Origin of the sequence: Thioalkalivibrio thiocyanodenitrificans ARhD 1 (assembly GCF_000378965.1) — a bacterium.
In the GTDB taxonomy this organism is placed as follows: domain Bacteria; phylum Pseudomonadota; class Gammaproteobacteria; order Ectothiorhodospirales; family Ectothiorhodospiraceae; genus Thioalkalivibrio_A; species Thioalkalivibrio_A thiocyanodenitrificans.
This window is the reverse complement of the sequence record NZ_KB900536.1, coordinates 2,493,041-2,514,542: the sequence shown is the minus strand read 5'-3', so window position 1 is coordinate 2,514,542 and position 21,502 is coordinate 2,493,041. Positions and strand designations below refer to the sequence as shown.

The window sequence follows — 21,502 nt, the reverse complement described above, 5'->3', positions numbered from 1 at the left end:
GTCGACAGAGGCTCATTGAGCGCGCGAATACGCGCTCAGCGCGGTGACCGTTACCAAGATCAGCCCCATGCCGAAGATCTGCAGACCGACCAGGCTTTCATTCAGAACCACAACGCCGAATAGCGAAGCGGTGACCGGCTCGACCATCGCCACAACAGACGCTACGGCCGGCGCGGTATGGTTCAGGCCGACGATATAGAAGATAAACGACAATCCGGCGCCAAGCACCCCCAACACCACGAACAGTGGCCAACTCGGCGTACTCAGCACTGCCACGGTCTGATCGGCATCACCCAGCCAGATAAGTATGATGGCGAGCACCGCGAACGCTATCACGAGAATCGCCTGCGGGCTGCCGTGAGGTGCCGCATACTTGAAACCGAAAATGAACACCGCATAGGACAGGCCGGAAAGCAGCCCGGCACCGGCGGCGATCGGCGTGACGTCGCCCGCCCCAATCTCGTAAATACCTGTAAGCAGCACGACGCCAAGCATCACCAGCGCGATCGCGGCCCACTTGAACAGCGTGGGGCTTTCGAGCTTGAGGGTGAAGGACACGAGATAGACGAACACCGGTGCGCAGTACATCAGGGTCGCAGCAACCGCGACACTGCCCTCCGCTATGCTTATGAAATAAAATGCGAAGTTGCCGGCCACGCCCACACCGGCGACCGCCGACCAGAACCATAAGCGGCGACTTGCCAGGCCGCTGCCGCGCGGGCGCAACGCCAGCCAGACGAGAACGAACAAGAACCCGATGGCGCCCCGGTAGAACGACACCACAACCGGGTCCCAGCCTTGGCCCGTGAGAATGCCGCCGATCCCGCCAGAAAGGCCCCAGCACAGTGCCGCAAGCACCACGAACGTCGTACTCAGACTCACCATCCTGTCTGATGAGATTAACCCCATGGGGCAGCCGAATCCCGTACCATTCTGCAAATCCCCTACCATTGATTCCAAGTGAGTTCCGAACCGCAGATCTTTCTGGCGGACATCCATCCGTGAGCTTTCCGGCGGACACCCATCCTTGCGACACCCACCTTTGCCCACCTTTGCCTGATCCTTGCCCGGACACCCACCTTTGCCCGGATAGATGCTTGGCTGAAGGGATCTTTCTGGCGGAGGACTGCTTGCCTGGACACCCGCTCTTAGATGCCTGTCTGGACACCCAGCCCCAAGCTTGCCCACAAATCTCAGGTATGCCAACCTGAAGGCCCGTTCGATATCAAGGATCGATATCATGCCCAAGCCAAGGAAAGCCCTCGTCTCGCTCGACGCCACTCCCTACTACCACTGCGTATCGCGCTGCGTGCGCCGCGCCTTTCTCTGCGGGGAGGATGCCCAGTCGGGCAAAAGCCACGAGCACCGCCGGCAGTGGATCGAAGCGCGCATGAAGGCGCTGGCGGCGGTCTTCGCCATTGATCTCTGCGCTTATGCCGTGATGTCCAATCACTACCATGTGGTGCTGCATGTGGATCGGGCCCGGGCGGAGGGATGGGGTGAGAAGGAGGTCATCCGGCGCTGGCGGGAACTGTTCACCGGCCATCCGCTGGTACAACGCCATCTCGCCGGGGAGACACTGCTGCAAGCGGAGCTGGCGCTGGTCCACGAGCTGGTGGCCCTGTGGCGCAGCCGTCTGGGCGACATCAGCTGGTTTATGCGCTGCCTGAACGAGTCCATCGCCCGGGGAGCCAATGAGGAGGATCAATGCACCGGTCGCTTCTGGGAAGGGCGCTTCAAGTGCCAGGCCCTGCTCGATGAAAAGGCGCTGGCGGCCTGTCTGGCCTATGTGGACCTCAATCCGGTTCGCGCCGGCATGGCCGAGACGCCGGAGACCTCACACCATACCTCGGTACGGGAACGGATCCGGGCAGCTCTGGCCACAGGCCTGACGCAGCCGGCCCACCTGCTGCCCTTCGTCGGCAATCCCCGCCAGGCAATGCCGAAGGGGCTTCCCTTTCGCCTGGAGGATTACCTGGAGCTGGTCGACTGGACCGGGCGGATCCTGCGCGAGGACAAGTGCGGCGCCATCCCCGCCAGCCTGCCCCCGATCCTGGAGCGCCTGGATATCGATCCGCGTCACTGGGTCTACATGACGCGCCACTTCGAAAGCCGCTTCAAGGGACTGGTCGGGGCCGCCTACCGGCTCAGGGCCGCCTGCCAAGCCCTCGGTTATCGACGAACACCCAATCTCGCCGTCTGCCGCGAACTGCTCAGTTAGTTAGCACGCCCGCCATTCTCTGCATCCCATCAGGCCTGATCTGAGGATTGGCTGCGCTCTTCATCTGGCGAATGCATGTAGAGGGCGCTCACCGGGCGTTGATCTGTCCCGTTCTCGTCCGAGAAACACTCCCAAATCCGGCATCTCTACACCCGTCGCCGGCTGCGCCTGGATGCCTCGCCTCTCAGCGCCTTGAAGTGGGTGGGATCGCTTCTGGTTTGTCACCAGGATCGCTCCTTCGCCCCAGCCGCATACGTCCATATGAGCCGCGTGTTTCCCTGTAGCGCAGCGGAAGGGTAAGCCGCCGGCTCGACGTGGTTGCTATGCTCTGTCTAGGGGGACCTTAATGGACCCTTTCTCCTGTCCAGCGATCCCGGCCTTTCCAAAAAGGGCAGGTTGGACATTCTTGTCCTTCTGGGTAGTCCACTCCCTCCTCGTGAGGACAACCGATAATGCGGTCAGGCATTACAACGGACCGGGCGCCATGAGCAGCGAGAAAATCCTTTATACCACTTAAAATGGATTCATTATTTCTTAGATCCTTGTCGGAGTACCACTTCTTCATCGCATCCGGCTCGGCATCCTCGTGAGCAACGATACTCGCGACCACCTTAGTGGCTGTTTTGTCGTCTGGGCCATAGAGGGCGATCGTCGCTATTGGGTAGCCACGGAAGCCCTTCTTCGCGCTCTTACTGAGCGCCTTCCGGAGTTTTTTGGCTTTAAGACTCATGTCCTTTAAAGGGCATAACCGTGTAATAGACTGACGCCGCAGTAATGGGTGACAGCCTGCATCAGCCGATCACCCAATCAGGCGCAGCCGCCGGGCGTCAGATTGCATACGGCGGTATCCCGGGCAGGATGCCCGGCAGTACGAAGAGGAACTGTCATGCGCAGGATCCCTCCCCTCCCGGTTCCCGTACGGCCTCGCTCGTTCTGATATCAATCCGGGGCCGTTGGAGAAACACGGCATCCCGGCGCGGGGCGGCGCCGGGATGTGCGGTGTACTGAAGCGTTCATTAAGGCGCAAAACGGGGGCCGGATCAAGGCGGCGTCAGGAGCCGGCGCCCTGGAGCGGGTACCGTCTTTCTTCTGTGTGTTGGAGGCCGAAGACCGGATCGGGTCTTCACCCCGCTGCATGCCTTCCGGCCCTGTCGTTCCTCAATGACTGGTACCGGGGTCGAGGCGCGTCTTGTTGTAGACGTTGTACTTGCCGGACGGGCGCTTCATGGGAATGCGCTTGACCTCCTCCAGAGTGTCGCCGTCGTAGATCACGATTGCGCCGTCGTCGTCCCAGATGCTCAGGATGGCGTAGCGCCCGTGGCGGTCGTATTCCACGTGCGCGGCGGTCTTGCCGGGCGCCGGGCGCAGGGTGCGCACGATCTCCAGGGTGTTCTTGTCGATGATGTGCACCGCGTCCCTGTTCGGGCCGAAGAAGACATCCACCCAGGCATAGGGCGAGTCGCCATGGCTGCGCATGAAGAAACCCGGGCCCAGGGTGTCGATGCGCTCGATGATCTTCCATTCCTGCATGTCGATGACGCTGACCTGCCCCTCCCGAAGGTTGGGGGTTGCGAGCACCGGACGGCCGCGGTACTCCCAGCTGATCCCGGAACCCAGGTGCGGCAAGCCGGTGAGATCCAGTTCGGCCACCTTGAGCCCCTCGTCCAGGTTGACCACCTGGGCGTTGTTGGCATTGCGCGCCGCGCCGATCAGGTGCCGGTAACCGGGGTCGAAGAAGAAGTCGTCCAGGTAGTCGTCCAGTTCGATGCGCCGCAGGGGGAACCCGGGTGTCCCGTAGCCGATCTCCCACACCTCGGCCACATCCCTGAGCGCGACGATGAAGCTCTCGCGCGGCGCGGCCGTGTAGACGGCGCTGACCCGCGACGAGGTTCCCTCCGCGTCGCGCGCCTCCAGGATCTTCAGGGGGGTGAGGTCCCCGGCATCCAGCAGCACGGCGCTGTGGGGCAGATAGTTGCCCACCAGCAGATAACGGCCGTCGCCGGAGACGGCCACGTTGCGGGTGTTGATGCCGGCGCGGATCTCGGCCACGGTCTTCATGTTGTAGACGTCGAATTTGCTGATCCAGCCGTCGCGTGAGGCGAAGTAGACAAAACGCCCGTCGGGCTCGTACTTGGGGCCGCCGTGCAGCGCGTAGCGGGTGGGGAAGCGGGTGAGCACCTCCAGGCTGTCGCCGTCCAGCAGGCTCGCGTGATGGTCGCCCAGCTCCACCACGATGAACAGGTTCAGGGGATCGGCGTCGAACAGCGGCGTATCACTGAGCTCACTGCGCTCATGGTGCACCACCCGGGAGGCGTCCATCTCCGCCATCCCCCAGACGGGCATCTCGGCCAGGGGTTCGTAGATGAAGTCCACCAGCAGGCTGATCTGTTCGGCATCCAGTTCGTGCGAAAAGCCCGGCATCTGGGTGGCAATGCGGCCGTCGGCGATCACCTCGGTGGCAGCGTCCGGGCGCAGGCGCCGCAGGTTCTCCGGCAACAGCGCGGGGCCCATGCCGCCGAGCCGGTCGGCGGAATGACAACTGGCACAGTGCTGCTCGTAGAGCCGCTTGGCCTCCGCCGAGAGGCCCGGCGACGAGATCAACAGGAGAGCCACCGCGCACAACAGCGCGGCAACAACGTGACGTAGAGGGAGCTTGCGCATCGGGTATCATCCGCCGGTTTCGGGCCCCGGTCGGGGCCCGGTTTCATCGAAAGTCATACTTCTCCGGGATGCTGCGGCGCGAGTAGGGGAACATCTGCAGCCGCTCGCCCGTGCCGCTGACGCCGATCTCCTCGTCGGTGAGGTAACAGGCCGGATCCTCCTGCCACGGGTCGCCGGTCAGCTGCCAGGCCCTGACCCGTGTGTTGCCGCCGCACACCGACCGGTACGCGCATTCGGCGCAGCGCCCCTTGAGCGGCCGGGGCGCGGCCTTGAGCCCCGCCATGAGCGGGTCGCGGGTGTCCTGCCAGATGTCTGAGAAGGGGCGCTCGCGCACATTGCCCAGGTTGTAGTCCCACCAGAAGGTGTCCGGGTGGACGTTGCCCAGGTTGTCGATGTTGGCGATGTTCACGCCGCTGGAGTTGCCGCCCCACTGCTCGAGCCGGGCGCGCATGTAGTCAAGATGCTCGGGATAGTGGCGCGCCACCCAGAACAGCAGGTACACGCCGTCCGCGTCGTTGTTGCCGGTGACGAACTCCCGGTGGCGCCCGGCCCGGACATCCTGCCAGCAGGTGTCGAACAGCAGGTCCATGGCCTGGCGGGTGACCTGGTGAAAGGCATCGTCCTTGCGGTTGCGGTTGCCGCGTCCGGCGTAGTTCAGATGCGACAGGTAGAACTTGTCCACGTCCTCGCGCTCCATCAGGGCGAGCAGTTCGGGAAGTTCGTGGGCATTGTCCATGGTGATGGTGAAGCGCATGCCCACCTTGATGCCGTTCTCCCGGCACAGGCGGATGCCGTTCATGGACTCCTCGAACGCCCCCTTGCGCCGACGGAAGTGATCATGGGTCTCCTCGATGCCGTCGATGCTGATGCCCACGTAATCGTAGCCCACCTCGGCGATGGGCCCGATGTTGTCGCGGGTGATGAGCGTCCCGTTGGTGGAAAGGCCCACGTAGAAACCCATGGCCTTGGCGCGTTGCGAGACCTCGAAGATGTCCCGTCGCAGCAGCGGCTCGCCGCCGGAGAGGATCAGCACCGGCACGCCGAAGCCCTTGAGGTCGTCCATCACCGTGAACACCTCCTGCGTGCTCAGCTCGCCCGGGAAGTCCTTGTCCGCCGAGATGGAGTAGCAGTGCTTGCAGGTGAGATTGCAGCGCCGGATGAGATTCCAGATCACCACCGGCCCCGGGGGCCGGCGGTGGGGCGGCAAGACCGCGTCGGCGCCCTCGACCAGGCTGTGGAGTTCGCGCATGTACTGGCTGATTCTAAACATGGTCTTGTCCTCAGGCCGTCAGTCGCAGGCCGGTTTTCTTGAGGATGCGCCGGCTGAACAGCACCTCGTGGCCCAGATCGTCCGGCCCCAGCAGTTCGGAGATGATGCACACCTTGCGCTCGGCCTCCTCGCGGCTGTCCGCATGCACCATGGCGAACAGGTTGTAGGGCCAGTGCGGCGGATGTCTCGGCCGGTGATAGCAGTGGCTGACGAAATCCAGGGCCCCCACCCGGGGGCCCAGTTCGCCGATGCGGTCGTCGGGCACATTCCACACGCTCATGCCGTTGTGGGTGAATCCCAGCCGGTAGTGGTTGGGCACCGCGGCGATGCGCCGGATGATGCCCCGTTCCTGCATGCTGCGCAGCCGGTCCATGACCTCCTGCGCGTCGACGCCCAGCTCCCCGGCCAGCGCATGATACGGCTCCGGGACCAATGGCAGGCCGGACTGGGTGGCGACGATCAACGCCCGGTCCAGGGCGTCGATGGGGGCCTCGTCATCCGGCCGCGAGGGCGGGGTCGGTTGTGATGTCGCGCGGTTCATGAGGTCAGACGGGCAACTTGAGCCTCACGTAATACTCCTCGAGCTTGGGCATGTTGTAGCAGGGATAACCGCTGGCCTGCTCGATGCGTTCGAGCACCTCGGCGATGGCCTGCGGGGTCTCGGTGGCGAGCACAAACCACATGTTGAACGCGTGCTCGCGCTCGTAGTTGTGGGCCACCTCGGTGAATCCGTTGACGATGCCTGCGACGCGCTCGAAGTCTCCGGCAGGCACGCGCATGGCCACCAGGGAGAACGCGCCCCCGAGGCGCTCCGCCTGATACATGGGACCGAAGCGGGTCAGGAAACGTTCATCCAGCAGGCGCCCGAGACGCCCGATCAGGGTCTGCTCGTCGGTGCCCAGTCGAGCCGCCACCTGCGCGTAGGGCCGCTCGCAGATCGGGAATCCGTCCTGCAGCGTGTTGATGATCTGCCGGTCCAGGGCGTCCAGTGCACCGGCGGGGGCCTCATGTGCCATAGCCCGCCTCGCACGTCGGCCGGGGCGCATCGCTGCCGTGATAGCGCGCACCGCACTGTTTGAAGCGGCGGCGGCTGAACAGCACCTCGTGGTCGACGGACCGCAGGCCGCATTCCTGCACCAGTTGCACGATGCGCGCCCGCACCTCGTCATGGGACTTGCCGTGGATCATGCAGAACAGGTTGTAAGGCCATTCCGGCAGCTGGCGGGGCCGCCGGTAACACAGAGTGACGAAGTCATAGCGGCTGAAGCGCGGCCCCAGCTCGGCCACTCTGTCGTCCGGCACGTCCCAGACCACCATGGCGTTGGCCCGGTAGCCCAGTTCCCGGTGGCGCACCACCACGCCCAGACGCTTGATCACACCGCGGTCGCGCAACGCCGCCAGGCGATCCACCACCTGCTGTTCGCTCAGCCCGAGCCGGCGGGCGATCTCCGCATAGGGCCGGGGCGTGAGCGCCAGGCCCTTCTCGATGGCCCCGATCAGCGCGATGTCGGTGCGGTCCAGCGACCCGACCCGCCCGCGAATGCCTCGCAGATGGTTCCTGAACCGGTTCATGTCCATCGCAGGTCGAACCCCAGGTCGATGTGATAATCCTCGAGCAACGGCAGGGCGAGGATGGGAATGCCCGTGCGGCTCTCCATGTCCTCGAGCACCGCGCACAGTTCGTCCTCGTCCCTGGCGGTCACCACGAACCACAGGTTGTACGCGTGTTCTCGCTCGTAGTTGTGATTGACGTTCGGGTAACCGTTGATGAGCCCGGCCACCGCCTCGAGCCGCTCCGGCGGCACCGCCATGGCGGCCAGGGTGCTGGCACCGATACTGTGGGGCCGGAACACCGCGCCTACCCGGCTCACCAGCCCCTGTTCATGAAGCCGCGCAAGGGCGGAGAGGACTTCCTCCTCGCTGACCCCCAGTTGCGCGGCCATGTCCGCATAGGGCCGCGGACTGAGCGGCAGATGGTGCTGGAAGTCGTTGAGCAGGTGCTTCTCCAGGGGTGAGAGTTCCACGGGGGCGCGCCTCACAGTCCGATGCGGTGGGCGCGGGCGGTGAAGAAGATGCCGCTGGGACTCTCCACATTCAGGCGCCCGAGCCGCTCCAGGGAGTATGCGTCGTAGATGTGCACCTCGTCAGCGTCGCGCACCGACACCCAGATGTGCTCGCCGCGCGGGGTGAACTCCATGTGCAGCACCGCCGGGCCCGGTTTCAGTTCGCCGGTGATCTCCAGGGTGTCCACGTCGATGATCTGCAGGGTGTCATTGTCCGGGTAGGCGAAGTTGACCCATACCGCATGCTGGTCGGGGCTTGCCATGACGAAGATGGGCTGACCATGCACCGGGATACGCGCCACTTCGCTCCAGTCGCGCCGGTTCACCACCAGCACGGAGTGGTGGCCCACCGCCGGCATGAAGGCGTAGTCGCCCGCCATGGCCCAGCCCTCCAGGTGGGGCATCTTGAACACCGGCAGTGGTTCGTCGCCGCGGCCGTAGCCGTCCATGATGCGCTGCACGCCGGCATCGGGGTTGCGCAGGTCCAGCAGGGCCATGCCGTCCTCGCCGAACAGGCCGGCGATGTAGTGGCGCCCGTCGGGCGTGATCAGGGCATCGTAGGGCTGGCGACCCACCTCCCGGTGTCGGGTGATGCGCGGCTCCTTGCCCTCGCTGAAATCCGCCACCCAGATCTCACCGGCCTCGAACAGGGTGAACACGAAGCGCTGGCGCGGGGCATCCACCAGCCCCACCACCTTGGAACGCTCGCCCTTGTCGTCCACCGCCGGGATGTCGGCCACCAGTTCCAGGGTGCGCGCGTCGAAGACCTTCACGCCGCCGGGGTCGTAGTTGGCCACGGCCAGCAGGCGGCCGTCCTGGGAGATGGCGCCGCCGATGCTGTTGCCCGACTGGATGATGCGATTGGTGATGCGCCGGGTGAGCAGGTCCAACTGGGTGAGGCCGCCGTCGCGCCCGAACACGTAGGCGTAGCGCGCGTCGCGCGAGTACTTCACCGAGGCATGGGAGAGATCGCCCAGGCCGGTGATCCGCGCAAGGCTCTCGCGGGTGGTGGTGTCGACGATCTGCACGCTGCCGGTGGCCCGTTCGACGATCACGCCCAGGTCGCCGGTGCCGCGCAACTGCCCCGCCTCGCCACCGGCCACCGCGGCCTGGCCCAGGGCCATGAGCAGCACCAGTGTCAGCCACCGCCCGAGTCGTTCCAAAGGTCTCACCGGATATCCCCCTCGTAAAGCAGATCGACCAGCCATCTCGCCTCGTCCTCCGTCAGGATAGTAGACCAGGGCGGCATGGGCGTGCCGGGGCGCCCGTACAGGACGGTGGCCACCATGGTCTCCCGGTCGCGTTCGGCCAGGGCCTGCGGCGTGATCGGCGGGCCCAGCCCACCGCGCATGGTCAGGCCGTGGCAGGAGCCGCAGTCCTGCTTGAGCAGATGGCGCAGCTCGGCCTTGCGCGGCTCACTGAGCTGCGGCTCCGCCGGGGACACCGCCGGCAGACTCAGCAGCGCGCCCAGCAGCAGCCATGCGGACATCCGGTTACGCACTCTGCTCACGCGCGTCCTCGCGCGCCTCCGGGGACTCGGGGCGATACCAGTCCAGCGCCGCGGCCATGGACACCACCCTGCCGACGATGAACAGCACCGGCGGGCGAAACTTCGCCTCGCGGGCCCGCGGACCCAGTTCGGCGAGCGTGGTGATGATGCGCCGCTGTTGCGTGGTCGCGCCATCCTGGACTGCCGCGGCGGGCGTGTCGCCGGACAGGCCAGCCTGGATGAGCCGGGCACTGATCTCGTCGATATTGGAGAGCCCCATGTAGATGATCAGCGTATGGTCGGAATTGGCCAGACGCGCCCAGTCATGGGGCAGGGGCAGGTTGCTGCGGCTGTGGCCGGTAATGATCTGCACGCCGGTCGCCAGCCCGCGATGGGTGAGCGGAATGCCGGCATACGCGGTAACGGCGGTGGCCGCGGTCACGCCCGGGACAATCTCGAAGCGCACGTTGTGCCGGCGCAGGTACTCGGCCTCCTCGCCGCCGCGTCCGAACACGAACGGATCACCGCCCTTGAGCCGCACCACCACCCGCGCCCTGGCGGCCGCCCTGACCAGCAGCCGGTTGATCTCGTCCTGGGGCAGGGTGTGGCGATCCGTCTCCTTGCCCACGTAGATCCGGCTTGCGCCCGCCGGGATGAGGTCCAGCACACCCCTGGAGATCAGCCGATCATAGACAACCACATCGGCCCGCTCGATCAGCCGCAGTGCCCGGATGGTCAGCAGGTCCGGGTCACCCGGTCCCGTTCCCACCAGATAGACGCAGGAGTTATCGGTCATTTCTTCACCACATCTTGTCTCGTAAGCGCATCACCGGCGATCCGGGCAGGTCCATCGGTGCATCGTTCCTCACAGGCTAACATGCTGTCTGCATTGAAGTTTCGTGTGCTGACCACGAGCATGTGGCACGTGGTGGTCACCGAATGTGTCCAATGTCCCGCGGACCGGGCCCCTTCTGGCTTCCATTATTGATTGCCCACCGGGGTGCAGCGCCTTGATATCGGTCAAATTTTGTATCCACAGTACATCTTTAACGCCGCATCGCGGCCGCCCCAGCCGAACGGCCCGGCATGCACGGCCGGTGTGATGGGCCGGCTGATGTGCGCTATGCTGAAATCCCTTTCGGACCGACGAGGACGCCTCATGACGCCCACGATCACACGTCTGGCGTTTCTGGCCTTGACCATATCGGGGGGCACGGTGGCGGCCCAGGACTACCTTCGCGATCATGCCGAGGTGGAGGCATTGCTCAGCGGCGCCACACTTTCAGGTATCTATCTGCGCAGCCAATCGGCCTATGTACTGGAGTTTCACCCGGATGGCTCACTGGTCGACGGCCACGGCGCATCGGCGCGCTGGTGGGTCAGCGACAACGGCCAGTATTGCCGAGAGTGGCTGAGCGGCCGGCTGGCGGGCAACAAGGCCTGCATGGAACTCACGCGTGACGGCGATCAGATCGCCATCTACTCCAATGGCAACAGGGTGGCGGAAGGCACACTGAGCCGCTAATGTCGCGGGACGCGGCCCGACCCGATCAGCGAACCGTCCTGGCGATGATCTCCTCGATCTCGCTGTCAGACGCGGACATGATCTCGGCCACCTCAGGCGGCATCATGTCCACGAAGGCACCGGTGTTCATGCGGGCGATGAACACCTCCCCGCCGGAGGTCTGGTAGATGCTCACGCGGCACGGCATGAAGGCGGAGATGGGGCGATAGTCGTCATTGCCCAGAATCCGCGCACTGTACTTGCCGCTGCATACATCCAGAATCACCACCGGATCCAGGGTGAAGCCCCGCTCGGACAGCACGCCCGCCATATTGTTGACATTGAGCACACTCCAACCCGCCTTGACCACTTCCTCCCGGAAGACCCTCAGGGTCTCGGGGAAGGACTTGTTGCTCTTGACGACCTGTACCAGTTGAGGCTGATCCGCGGCGCCGCCCTGGGCCATCACGAGGCCGGGGAGCGCCCACGCCAGCGCAAGCAGCAGGCCGAGGATCGCGAGGACCGGGCGTCTGTTGTTGCGTGCGCGCAGTGCGATGCTGTCGTGCATGGTATCGACTCCTTAGTGATTGAGAAGGATCTGTGCGGTTATTGATCGATGTCCGTGGAAGCCGGCTCCCGGTTGAGCATCCGGGCAAGGAAGGGAGGGCTTGCCTCGCCGAAGTAGAGGGTGCGATGCGGGAAGGGGATCTCCACACCCTGGGCGTCGAAGGCATACTTGACGCGACGCAGAAACTCGCGTCCCACGTACCACTGCTTGATGGGCCGGGTCTTGATGCGCCCCTTGATGACCACCGCGGAATCCCCGAACCTGTCCACGCCGAAGATCTCCATGTCCTCGATGATGTTCGGGCCGTATTCCGCGTCGGCCCTCATCTCCTCGCCCACGGCCTTGAGGATATCCACCACCCTGTCGGTGTCCTCCTTGTAGGCCACGCCGATGTCGAACACGTAGGCGGACCATTCCCGGGTAAGGTTGGTCACCGCGTCGATGGTGCCGTTGGGAAAGATGTGCACCTTGCCTTCCAGATCGCGCAGCACCAGTGTCCGGAAGTTGATGGACTCCACCAGCCCGCCGGTGCCGTTGACCACCACCACGTCCCCCACCCGCACCTGGTTCTCCAGGATGAAGAAGAAGCCGCTGATGATGTCCCGCACCAGGTTCTGGGCGCCGAAGCCCACCGCAAGCCCCAGCACGCCGGCCGAGGCCAGAATGGGCGTGACCGAGACGCCGAACTCGTTGAGGATCACCAGCAGGGCCATCACCCAGACGACGATCATCACCGCCTGGCGCAGCAGCCGCACCAGGGTCTCGGCGCGCTTGCTGGCCTCCGAGGGGACGTCCCCCTGCTGTTTGCCCCGCTCGACGAGCCGCCGTTCCATACGCGACAGCGCCGTGCGCACGGCATACATAACCGCCCAGGCCATCACCAGGATCAGCAGGATACGCAGGGTCGAGAAGATCAGATCGTCCCATTGAACCTGTTCGAAGTATTCTAGGACGAGTTCCATGTTTGATGCTCCAGCGGTTGTATCTACATGGTCGAACGAAGTGCGAAGTTGGAATTTAGAAGTGGGAAGTCAGGATCTCTTCTCCAACTTCCCAATTCACACCTCCCACTTTCAGGCCGCCCACCCCAGTTCCTTCGCCTTCTGCCGCGCCAGCGCCGGAACGTCCCGGGCGACGAAGTGGCGGTGCAGGACCTGCACGCCGATCATGTGGTTGATCACGGCATCCAGCTGCACCTGGGTGGAGACGGTGGTGTCCTCGGCCTCGTGCAGATCGAACAGCGCCTTCACGCCCGCGGGGTCCAGCAGGCCGGCGGCCTCGATGGCCTCGTCGGACAGGTACTCATCGGCCAGCGCACGCATGGCCGCCCACTTCTTCGGATCCGTATGCGCCGGGGGCGCCATGAACGCGAACTTCTCGCGCTCGTAGAGCACCTTGGGCAGCAGCCCCTTCATGGATTCGCGCAGCACGTACTTCTCCGTACGGCCGCGAATGCGCATGGAAGGCGGAATCCGCGTGGCGAACTCGGCCAGGTGATGGTCGAGGAACGGCGGGCGCGCCTCCATGGAGTTGGCCATGTCCACCCGGTCACCGCCCCAGGTGAGGATCTGCCCTTCCAGCATGGTCTTGATCCACACGTACTGGGCCTTGTCCAGAGGATGGCGCCCCTCGATCATGTCGCCGTCCAGCGCCTCCGCGATGGCACGCCCCGGTTCATAGCCCTTCACCTGTTCGCGCATGGCCGCGGACAGGAGACCGGGCACATGGGCTGCGCTCGCCAGCCACGGCTGCAGGCAGGACGGCGTGAAGCCCACCAGGTCGTTCAGGGCCGGATCGTTCAGTTCGTTCTCCGCGAGCATGGCGCCGGAGAACAGCTTGTTGCTCTCGGCCAGCATCTGCTCCCAGCTCGCCCGCTCGGCCGCATCCATGGTATCGAGGCCGTGCAGAAACATGTCGCGGCGGAAGGCGGGATATCCGGCAAACAGCTCATCGGAACCCTCGCCGGTGACCACCACCCGGTAGCCGGCCTTGTTCACATGCCGGCTCATGAGCAGCTTGGCGACGCCCAGCGTGTTGTAGATGGTGCGCTCGGCGTGCCACAGGGTCTCGACGAGGTTGTCGTAGAGATGGTCGGCGTTCAGCCGCATGATGTCCTGATCGGCCCCCACGGATTCGGCCATCTCCGTAGCGATGGCGGTCTCGTCGTAGTCGGCGTTGTCGAAGCCGATGGTGAAGGCCTTGACCGGCGCCTGCTGGTTGGCGGCGGACAGTCCCAGCGTGATGCAGGAATCGATTCCGCCGGAGAGGTAGCACGCCACCGGCACGTCCGCCTCCAGGCGCAGTTGCACGGCCTCCATCAGCTCACGGCGCACGCCTTCGATGTAGACCTCGTCGTCCTCGGGCTCGCCCCGCTCGGAGAGCAACGGGAAGTCCATATCCCAGTAACGCTCGTCGTGGATCTCGAACTTGCCGTGACGGCGCTCGATGGTCACCACGTGGCCCGGCTTGACCTGGTGAATGCCGTCGAAGGCCGTCGTGCCGGGAACCACCGTCTGCATGAGCTGGTGATAGAGCCCCCTGGCATTGAAGCGGCGCGGCACGGCCGGGTGCGCGAACAGCACCTTGATCTCGGAACCGAAGACGATCCGGCCATCCACCTCGGTCCAGTAGAGGGGCTTCACGCCGAAACGGTCGCGGATCAGCATGAGCCGGTCGCGGGCACGATCGTACAGGGCCACGCCGAACTCGCCGCGCATCTGCTTGAGCGTCTCCTCCAGGCCGTAGCGCTCATACAGATGCAGCACCATCTCCGAGTCGCTCTTGGTGCGGAACTTGGCGCCCCGGGAGGTCAGTTCGGTGCGGATGCGCTTATAGTCGTAGAGCTCGCCGTTCACGGCCAGCAACAGGTTCCCGTCATGGGAGACGAACGGCTGGCGGCCGCGGTTCTCGTCCAGGTCGATGATGGTGAGCCGGGCATGGGAGAAACCCACGCCACGGTCCTTCTCCACCCGGTAACCGAAACCGTCCGGCCCGCGGTGATACTGGATGGCCGCCATGGCCACCAGGGTCTCGGGATCGACGGGTTGATTGGGGTCGGCGTTCATCACGCCAGCTATTCCACACATGTGTGCATTCTCCTGCGAAATCGGAAATCAGGGTCAAGGCTTGCCGGGGAGGCGCGGAGGAAAGCGGGTGTCGGGATCCGGAGGATAAGAAGCGCCCCGCGGGCGGCGAATCCCCGATGCCTGATCCCGGCGGCATCCCGGGATCGCTTTACTCCGCATCTTCGCGGCAGCCGTTGAATCAATTCAGGCCCGGGACGGGTCCGGGGTGTCCATCACCTCGCTGATCCGGCGCACCATGCAGGTGAGCAGGGCCATGCGGATGAACACCGCGCCACGCGCCTGGGCGAAGTACCAGTTGTGGGGTGTCTTGTCGAGGTCCGTGGACAACTCCTCGCCGCGCGCCAGCGGGTGGAGGATGATCGCACCTTCCTTGAGCGGTGAATCGGGGGTCAGGCGCATGTCCATGCCCATGGCCTCGAAGGTATCGCCCACCCAGGCGATGGCGTTGATGTAGACCACGTCCAGACCGGGCAACTCACCATCCAGATCCGTGGCGACCCGGATATTCAGGCCCGCGCCGGCCAACTCCTCGCGCTGCCCTTCGTCGAAGAGATCGTCTTCCCGGCTGAGGATCACCACCTCTTCGACGGACGAGGAGAACAGGGTGAGCAGCAGCAACAGGCTTCGCACCGTGCGCATGCGGCTCGGCACGCCGATGATGCCGATCCGGATCCGCTCTGCGGCCGGCAGGTCCGGGCGAGCCAGCTCGGGGCGCCACTTGAGCATGGCGTAGACGTCCGCCATTGCCTGGGTGGGATGCTCATCGATCCCGTTACCGGCGTTGATGATGGGAATGCGCAGGGAGTCCAGCATCTCGTAGATGGAGCCGGCCTCGCTGTTGCGCAGCACGATCACATCCCCGTAGTTGTTGAACATCTCGGCGATGTCCGAGAGGGATTCGCCCTTGGCCATGCCCGTGCTCTTGGGATCGGTAATGGACATAATGTCCCCGCCCAGCCGATGCCAGGCGCTCTCGAAGGACAGGCGGGTGCGCGTGCTGGGCTCATAGAAAGCGCTGATGAGGATCTTGCCCGCCAGCGGCGGGTGCAGCAGCGCCGGCGTACTCTCGAACTGCGCGGCCAGGCGGAACACCTGCAGCAGCGTGTCCCGGTCGAACTGGCGCGAGGACACCACGTGACGGCTGGACAGCGACATCAGCGGGCGAGGGTCCTCGGGCAGGCTTTCGAACAGGGCGCGCGGGCGTTCGATGCCTGCGGTGCCGTCCTTGGGTTGCAGCGGACGCTCCAGCTGCGGATCGTTTGGAACTACCATGGCGTGCCTCTCTTCGGGTCACGGATGAACAATGGTCAACGCGACGGATTACGGGGTGATTCCCTGTTTATAGTCTTTGGCGCGGCTCTTTCCCGGCTCAGGAGGCCTCTTCCACCTTGGCGATCTCGGCCAGCGCCTCGTCCGTAGTCATGACACGGGCATAGCGGTCCTTGATGGTGGTCAGCGTCGCCTTCTGCATCTCCGGGGTCACCGTGGCGCAGCCGTCCTCGATGAGGGTGACGTAGAACCCGAGGTCGCAGGCGTCGCGGATGGCCGTGGATACGCACTCGTTGCTGTACACGCCCGCCACGAACAGGGACGTGATCTCCAGGTTGCGCAGCACGTATTCCAGATTGGTGGAGGTGAACACGCCGCTGGCGGTCTTGTTGATAACGATCTCGTCGCCCTGCGGCGCCACGATCTCCAGGAAATCCGCCTCCCTGGATCCCGGCGCGGCGTGCAGGTCGAGCCGCTTGTGGCCCGGGCCCCGGTCGCGCCCGTCGGCGGTGAGCGACTGGATGCGGGTGTGGATGACCTCCAGGCCCACGGCCCGGAAGGCATCCTGCAGGCGCCGCACGTTGGGCAGCACCAGGGTCTCCAGGCGATGGAAGTAATACTCGTCGGCCTCCCTGGGCACACCCGGGCGCTCCGCGTACGCGAACACCCCGTGGCCACGCGCCGCATCCAGATACTGGAGATCGATGCACAGCAGGGCCGCATGGTGCGCCCCCAGCTCACGCTTGAGTTCCCGGTTGGTGATCAGCGTATCGCGATACTGATCACGCAGCGGGTCGACGTTGTCGAACCTGGACAGGTCGGTCACGTTGTCCGGCTTGTCGTTCATGCCTTCTTCCTCTTCGCTTGCTGCTCCCCGGTGGTCGTGCCCGCATCCGCAGCGGCCAGTTGAAGGATGGCGTGAAGCGCCAGGTTGGCGCCTTTCTCGATGTCTTCCCACGGTGTCCACTCGGAGGCCGAATGACTCTTGCCCTCGATACTGGGCACGAAGATCATGCCGGTGCGCGTCGCCGAGCCCATGATCTGGGCATCATGCGCGGCGCCGCTCGGCATGCGCAGGTGTTCTAGGCCCAGCCGATCGGCGGTCTCGGTCAGCAGCTGCACCAGACCGGGATCGCAGCGCGTGGGCGGGATCTCGGAGAGCACCTCGAACTCGAACATCAGGTCACGCCGGCGCGCCAGGGCGGAGAGCGTACGGCGAAACGCGTCCGCCAGGTTCCTCAGGGTCTCCCCGTCGGTGTCGCGCACATCCAGGGAGAAGCCGGTCTCGCCGGGCACCGTATTGGCGGCCCCGGGCTTGAGTTCCACGCGGCCGATGGTGGCGCGGCTGTGGGGGCTGCCGTGTTCCTCCAGGATGCGATTGATCTCGCCGGCAAACTCCGCCAGGCCCTGGAAGCTGTCGGCACGCATGTCCATGGGGGTCGTGCCCGCATGGTTGGTCTGGCCCCTGAAGTGCGCATCCCACTTGAAGAGCCCGGTGATGGCATCCACGATGCCGATCGGCACATGGTTGCGGTCCAGGACGGGGCCCTGTTCGATATGCAGCTCCAGATAGGCATGGATGGATTCCGGTGCGCGGCGCGCGAACAATGCCGCGTTGGCATCCAGACCCCAGGCGGCCATGGCCTCGGTGAGGGCCACACCATCCAGATCCCGGGCATTGTGGATGGTCGCCGGCGTGAGCTGCCCGGCAATCGCCTGCGAACCGAACAGGCCGCCGAAACGGCCCTCCTCGTCGGTGAAGTCCACCACTTCCAGGGGATGCCTGAGCGGGACACCCGCCTCCTGGATGGTGCGCATCACCTCCAGGCCCACCAGCACGCCGAGCGCGCCGTCCAGCGGACCCCCGCCCGGCACGGTGTCCAGGTGCGAACCCATCATCACGCTGGCGCGCTTGCCGTCCCAGTCCAGGCGCGCGTGCAGATTGGCGGCGCCGTCCTCGAAGACATCGAGACCCGCGTCCTCGATGCGCGAGCGGAACCAGCGCCTGCCCTCCAGGTCGCCGTCACTGAAGGCCATGCGGTGGATCCCCTGATCCTCCTTCTGGCCGATGCGTGAGAGACTCTGCACATCCTCGCGCAGGCGTTCGAAGTTGACTCTGATTTCATTCATGTATCGTTGTGCTCCTCCCGGACATGCCGGATGGAACCGCGCACAGGTCCCCATACTCAACGCAGACCGCTGCGGCGTACGTGACTGGTTACTCATCCCCCGCGATGGGGCGAAGGGCCGCGCGCTCATCACGCGCCTCCATGCGCTCCAGCAGCGCTGCCAGGCCGGACTCCAGGGCGGCCAGCTGCTGTTCCGGCAGCGCCTGAAGCGCACGATTGAGATCCCCCTGCGCCGGCGCGGGCGCCGCCCGGAGCAGGGTTTCACCCCGGTCGGTGAGAAACAGGCTTACGACCCTCTGGTCCATGCCCGTCCTGCGGCGCTCCACCAGCCGCTTGTCCTCCAGCTTATCGAGCATGTTGGAAGCCGTGGAGGGATGGATCAACAGGCGTTGCGACAGGTCCCCCACCCTCAGGCCCGGCGCGCGGCGCAGTTCCCAGAGCGCCCACAGTTGCGCGGCGCTGACCCCGCAGGCCTTCTCGATGCTGCGGGAATGGGTCTGCAGGGCACGGTAGACCACGCGCAACTGGCGGATCACCGACTGCACGCCGGCGGGCGGGGTGCGGGCATCGTCGGGACCCGGCGATCCGGCCACGGAGGAATGCGTCATGGACATGGCTTACAGTATCTGTTTGCAACAAACTATTTTTGTACAATAACATCTGGCACGCCACAAACTCAACGCGGGCGCCGGTGTCGGATGTGCCTCCCGCCCGCCTTCGGAGACCCCCATGACCCAGCAGCTTCAGGACCGCCTGCAGGCACAACGCGAGGCCGCCTACCTCTTGCTGCGGCGTTACCTTTCCCTGGGCCGCCCCTTCCTGCTGCGCTCGGAGCTACGCGACGTGTTCGACGCCCTCTGCCTGGAGCAGGACGACGCCGGACTCGCAGACAGCCCGCTGGCGCGCATCGTGGATGACTGCCAGGAGGCGGTCCTGGCTGCCCCCTGGGTGTGTCTCGCCCTGCGCCCGCGCATCGGACGCTGGTCGTTCGTGCGCATTCACGCGGATGATCTGGGGGTGGAGGAACTCACCGTGAGCCGGTTCCTGGAGATCAAGGAGCACCTGGTCTGCCCCGCGCCGCGTCACACGCGGCCGCTGGAGTTCGACATCGAACCCTTCAACCGGGAGTTCCCGCAGATGCGCGAGACCCGGTCCATCGGACGCGGCATGGAGTTTCTCAACCGCAAGCTCTCCAGCCAGTTGTTCGATCGGGCCAACGGCGGGCTCGACAAGCTGTTCCTGTTCCTGCGCGAGCACCGCTGCGACGGCCGGCTGCTGATGATCAACGACCACATCGGCAACGTGGACGCCCTGCGCACCGCCATCCGCGATGCGGAGAAATACCTGTCCCGGCAGCGCCGTGAGACCGCCTGGCCCGAGATCGCCCACGAACTGCAGCATCTGGGCTTCGAACCCGGCTGGGGACGGGACGCGGGCAGGGTCCTGGACACGCTGCGCCTGCTTTCGGAGCTGCTCGAGGCCCCGTCTCCGGAGAGCCTGGAGCGCTTCCTGGCGCGCATCCCCATGATCTTCAGCCTCCTGATTCTCTCCCCCCATGGCTTCTTCGGCCAGGCCGGCGTGCTCGGCCTGCCGGACACGGGCGGACAGGTGGTCTACATCCTGGACCAGGTCAGGGCGCTGGAGCGCGAGATGCGCGACCGGCTCTCGGAGCAGGGCCTGGAGATCGAGCCCCGCATCCGCGTGGTGACCCGCCTCATCCCGGAGGCCCGGGGCACCACCTGCGATGAGCCCGAGGAGGCCATCTCCGGCACCGAGGGCGCGCGCATTCTGCGGGTGCCGTTCCGAAGTGACGACGGGGAGATCATCCCCCAGTGGATCTCCCGCTTCGAGATCTGGCCCTACCTGGAGCGCTTCGCCGACGAGGTGGAACGCACCATTCTGGCGGACCTGGGCGGGCGGCCCGACCTGATTATCGGCAACTACTCCGACGGCAACCTGGTGGCCTCTCTGCTCTCGGCGCGCATGCACGTCACCCAATGCAACATCGCCCATGCCCTGGAGAAGACCAAGTACCTCTATTCGGATCTCTACTGGAAGGACAACGACGCCCAGTACCACTTCGCCACGCAGTTCACCGCCGACCTGATCGCCATGAACTCGGCGGACTTCATCATCACCAGCACCTACCAGGAGATCGCCGGCACCAACGACGAGATCGGCCAGTACGAGAGCTACATGCACTTTGCCATGCCGGATCTGTATCGGGTGGTGCACGGCATCAACGTATTCGACCCCAAGTTCAACATCGTCTCGCCGGGCGCCGACGAGCGCGTGTACTTTCCGTATACGGACACGGAACACCGCATCAGCGGACTGCACGGCGAGATCGAGGACATGATCTTCGGCGGGCCCCGGGACGATGCCCGGGGAGTGCTGTCGGATCCCGGCCGCCCCGTGATCTTCACCATGGCGCGCCTGGACCGGATCAAGAACATCACGGGCCTGGTGTCCTGGTATGCCGAACACCCGGAGCTGCGCAATCAGGCCAACCTGGTGGTGGTGGCGGGTGCCGTGGACCCGCATCATTCCGACGACCGGGAGGAGCAGACCCAGATCGAATGCATGCACGCGCTGTTCGACGAGCATGGCCTGGACGGATGCGTACGCTGGCTGGGAGTTCGCCTGGACAAGACGGTATCCGGCGAGATCTACCGCTGCATCGCCGATCACCGGGGGGTCTTCGTGCAGCCGGCCCTGTTCGAGGCCTTCGGCCTGACGGTGATCGAGGCCATGGCCTCGGGCCTGCCCACCTTCGCCACCCGCTACGGCGGCCCGCTGGAGATCATCGAACACGGGGAGAGCGGCTTTCATATCGACCCGAATCACGGCGAGGACGCGGCGATACAGCTCGCGGAGTTCCTGGAGCGCTGCGCCGCGGACCCGGCGCACTGGGATGCCGTCTCCCGGGCCGCCATCAGCCGGGTGGAGGAACGCTATACCTGGCGCCTGTATGCACAGCGCATGATGACCCTGTCGCGCATCTACGGCTTCTGGAAGTATGTGACCAATCTGGAGCGTGCGGAAACCCAGCGTTACCTGGAGATGTTCCACACGCTGCAGTTCAGGCCGATGGCGCTTTTGAAGTGAGAAGGGTGAATTGGGAAGTGCGAAAAAAGGAGGATTCACCCCGGACGGGTGACGCAGGTGGTCGATATCGATTTTTATTCCCACTTCTCAATTCACCCTTCTCACATTCCCCTGTCACACCTCACTTGACAAAA

At 65.0% G+C, this 21,502-nt stretch carries 21 protein-coding genes; 3 read left to right on the top strand and 18 right to left on the bottom strand.

The genetic code is table 11. The features are described 5' to 3' along the window. Positions 1–12 precede the first annotated feature (12 nt). Positions 13–885, bottom strand: coding sequence for a DMT family transporter (locus THITHI_RS0111940; protein WP_198005645.1), 873 nt, complete (start codon positions 883–885; stop codon positions 13–15). 355 nt (positions 886–1,240) lie between these two features. Here THITHI_RS0111940 and THITHI_RS0111935 point away from each other — a divergent pair, with 355 nt between their 5' ends. Beyond that, positions 1,241–2,221 carry a hypothetical protein gene (locus tag THITHI_RS0111935; protein WP_018233331.1) on the top strand — a complete coding sequence of 327 codons (981 nt, stop codon included), beginning with the start codon at positions 1,241–1,243 and terminating at the stop codon, positions 2,219–2,221. Positions 2,222–2,564: 343 nt separating this feature from the next. Here the strand turns inward: THITHI_RS0111935 and THITHI_RS20265 are convergent, their stop codons facing one another. The 10 genes from THITHI_RS20265 to cobA form a co-directional block, all read right to left on the bottom strand. Continuing rightward, entirely contained in the window at positions 2,565–2,951 is a 387-nt protein-coding gene (locus THITHI_RS20265; RefSeq protein ID WP_083908720.1) for a hypothetical protein, read from the bottom strand. A gap of 428 nt (positions 2,952–3,379) precedes the next feature. Further along, positions 3,380–4,882, bottom strand: a complete 1,503-nt coding sequence (locus THITHI_RS0111930) for a nitrite reductase (RefSeq protein ID WP_018233330.1) — start codon at positions 4,880–4,882, stop codon at positions 3,380–3,382. Between the two features lie 43 nt (positions 4,883–4,925). Beyond that, positions 4,926–6,152: a heme d1 biosynthesis radical SAM protein NirJ gene (gene nirJ / locus THITHI_RS0111925; RefSeq protein ID WP_026186302.1), complete on the bottom strand. Its 1,227-nt coding sequence runs from the start codon at positions 6,150–6,152 to the stop codon at positions 4,926–4,928. A 10-nt stretch (positions 6,153–6,162) separates the two neighbouring features. Then, positions 6,163–6,693 (bottom strand): siroheme decarboxylase subunit beta, encoded by a 531-nt coding sequence (gene ahbB, locus THITHI_RS0111920; RefSeq protein ID WP_018233328.1) that lies wholly within the window; start codon positions 6,691–6,693, stop codon positions 6,163–6,165. A 4-nt stretch (positions 6,694–6,697) separates the two neighbouring features. Continuing rightward, positions 6,698–7,168 (bottom strand): Lrp/AsnC family transcriptional regulator, encoded by a 471-nt coding sequence (locus THITHI_RS0111915; protein WP_018233327.1) that lies wholly within the window; start codon positions 7,166–7,168, stop codon positions 6,698–6,700. Continuing rightward, a complete protein-coding gene (gene ahbB / locus THITHI_RS0111910; RefSeq protein WP_083908781.1) occupies positions 7,158–7,724 on the bottom strand; it encodes a siroheme decarboxylase subunit beta in 567 nt (188 codons plus the stop codon). The genes THITHI_RS0111915 and ahbB (THITHI_RS0111910) overlap by 11 nt, the downstream gene beginning before the upstream one ends. After that, positions 7,721–8,176, bottom strand: a complete 456-nt coding sequence (locus THITHI_RS0111905; protein ID WP_018233325.1) for an Lrp/AsnC family transcriptional regulator — start codon at positions 8,174–8,176, stop codon at positions 7,721–7,723. The genes ahbB (THITHI_RS0111910) and THITHI_RS0111905 overlap by 4 nt, the downstream gene beginning before the upstream one ends. Before the next feature lie 11 nt (positions 8,177–8,187). Continuing rightward, positions 8,188–9,387 carry a cytochrome D1 domain-containing protein gene (locus THITHI_RS0111900; protein WP_269646185.1) on the bottom strand — a complete coding sequence of 400 codons (1,200 nt, stop codon included), beginning with the start codon at positions 9,385–9,387 and terminating at the stop codon, positions 8,188–8,190. Continuing rightward, positions 9,384–9,725 carry a c-type cytochrome gene (locus THITHI_RS0111895; protein WP_269646184.1) on the bottom strand — a complete coding sequence of 114 codons (342 nt, stop codon included), beginning with the start codon at positions 9,723–9,725 and terminating at the stop codon, positions 9,384–9,386. Before THITHI_RS0111895 ends, THITHI_RS0111900 begins: the two co-directional genes overlap by 4 nt. After that, the gene (gene cobA, locus THITHI_RS0111890; RefSeq protein WP_018233322.1) at positions 9,709–10,500 is read right to left on the bottom strand and encodes a uroporphyrinogen-III C-methyltransferase; all 792 of its coding nucleotides are present in this window, start codon (positions 10,498–10,500) and stop codon (positions 9,709–9,711) included. Before cobA ends, THITHI_RS0111895 begins: the two co-directional genes overlap by 17 nt. A gap of 363 nt (positions 10,501–10,863) precedes the next feature. Between cobA and THITHI_RS0111885 the strand changes: the two genes are divergently transcribed. After that, on the top strand, positions 10,864–11,229 hold the full coding sequence (locus tag THITHI_RS0111885; protein ID WP_018233321.1) for a hypothetical protein: 366 nt from the start codon (positions 10,864–10,866) through the stop codon (positions 11,227–11,229). Between the two features lie 25 nt (positions 11,230–11,254). Here the strand turns inward: THITHI_RS0111885 and THITHI_RS0111880 are convergent, their stop codons facing one another. The 7 genes from THITHI_RS0111880 to THITHI_RS0111850 all read right to left on the bottom strand — a co-directional run bounded on the left by THITHI_RS0111880 (position 11,255) and on the right by THITHI_RS0111850 (position 18,874). After that, positions 11,255–11,776, bottom strand: a complete 522-nt coding sequence (locus THITHI_RS0111880) for a DUF302 domain-containing protein (protein ID WP_018233320.1) — start codon at positions 11,774–11,776, stop codon at positions 11,255–11,257. A gap of 38 nt (positions 11,777–11,814) precedes the next feature. After that, complete coding sequence (locus THITHI_RS0111875; RefSeq protein WP_018233319.1) at positions 11,815–12,738, bottom strand: mechanosensitive ion channel family protein; 924 nt, start codon at positions 12,736–12,738, stop codon at positions 11,815–11,817. Positions 12,739–12,849: 111 nt separating this feature from the next. Beyond that, complete coding sequence (gene asnB / locus THITHI_RS0111870; RefSeq protein ID WP_026186296.1) at positions 12,850–14,862, bottom strand: asparagine synthase (glutamine-hydrolyzing); 2,013 nt, start codon at positions 14,860–14,862, stop codon at positions 12,850–12,852. 183 nt (positions 14,863–15,045) lie between these two features. Beyond that, positions 15,046–16,134, bottom strand: a complete 1,089-nt coding sequence (locus THITHI_RS0111865; protein WP_018233317.1) for an aspartate/ornithine carbamoyltransferase family protein — start codon at positions 16,132–16,134, stop codon at positions 15,046–15,048. A gap of 97 nt (positions 16,135–16,231) precedes the next feature. Beyond that, positions 16,232–16,978: a cysteine hydrolase family protein gene (locus THITHI_RS0111860; RefSeq protein ID WP_018233316.1), complete on the bottom strand. Its 747-nt coding sequence runs from the start codon at positions 16,976–16,978 to the stop codon at positions 16,232–16,234. Further along, positions 16,975–18,261: a Zn-dependent hydrolase gene (locus THITHI_RS0111855; RefSeq protein ID WP_018233315.1), complete on the bottom strand. Its 1,287-nt coding sequence runs from the start codon at positions 18,259–18,261 to the stop codon at positions 16,975–16,977. The genes THITHI_RS0111860 and THITHI_RS0111855 overlap by 4 nt, the downstream gene beginning before the upstream one ends. An 88-nt stretch (positions 18,262–18,349) precedes the next feature. Further along, on the bottom strand, positions 18,350–18,874 hold the full coding sequence (locus tag THITHI_RS0111850) for a MarR family winged helix-turn-helix transcriptional regulator (protein ID WP_018233314.1): 525 nt from the start codon (positions 18,872–18,874) through the stop codon (positions 18,350–18,352). A 115-nt stretch (positions 18,875–18,989) separates the two neighbouring features. Between THITHI_RS0111850 and THITHI_RS0111845 the strand changes: the two genes are divergently transcribed. Next, complete coding sequence (locus THITHI_RS0111845; RefSeq protein ID WP_018233313.1) at positions 18,990–21,368, top strand: sucrose synthase; 2,379 nt, start codon at positions 18,990–18,992, stop codon at positions 21,366–21,368. The last annotated feature ends 134 nt before the right edge of the window (positions 21,369–21,502 follow it).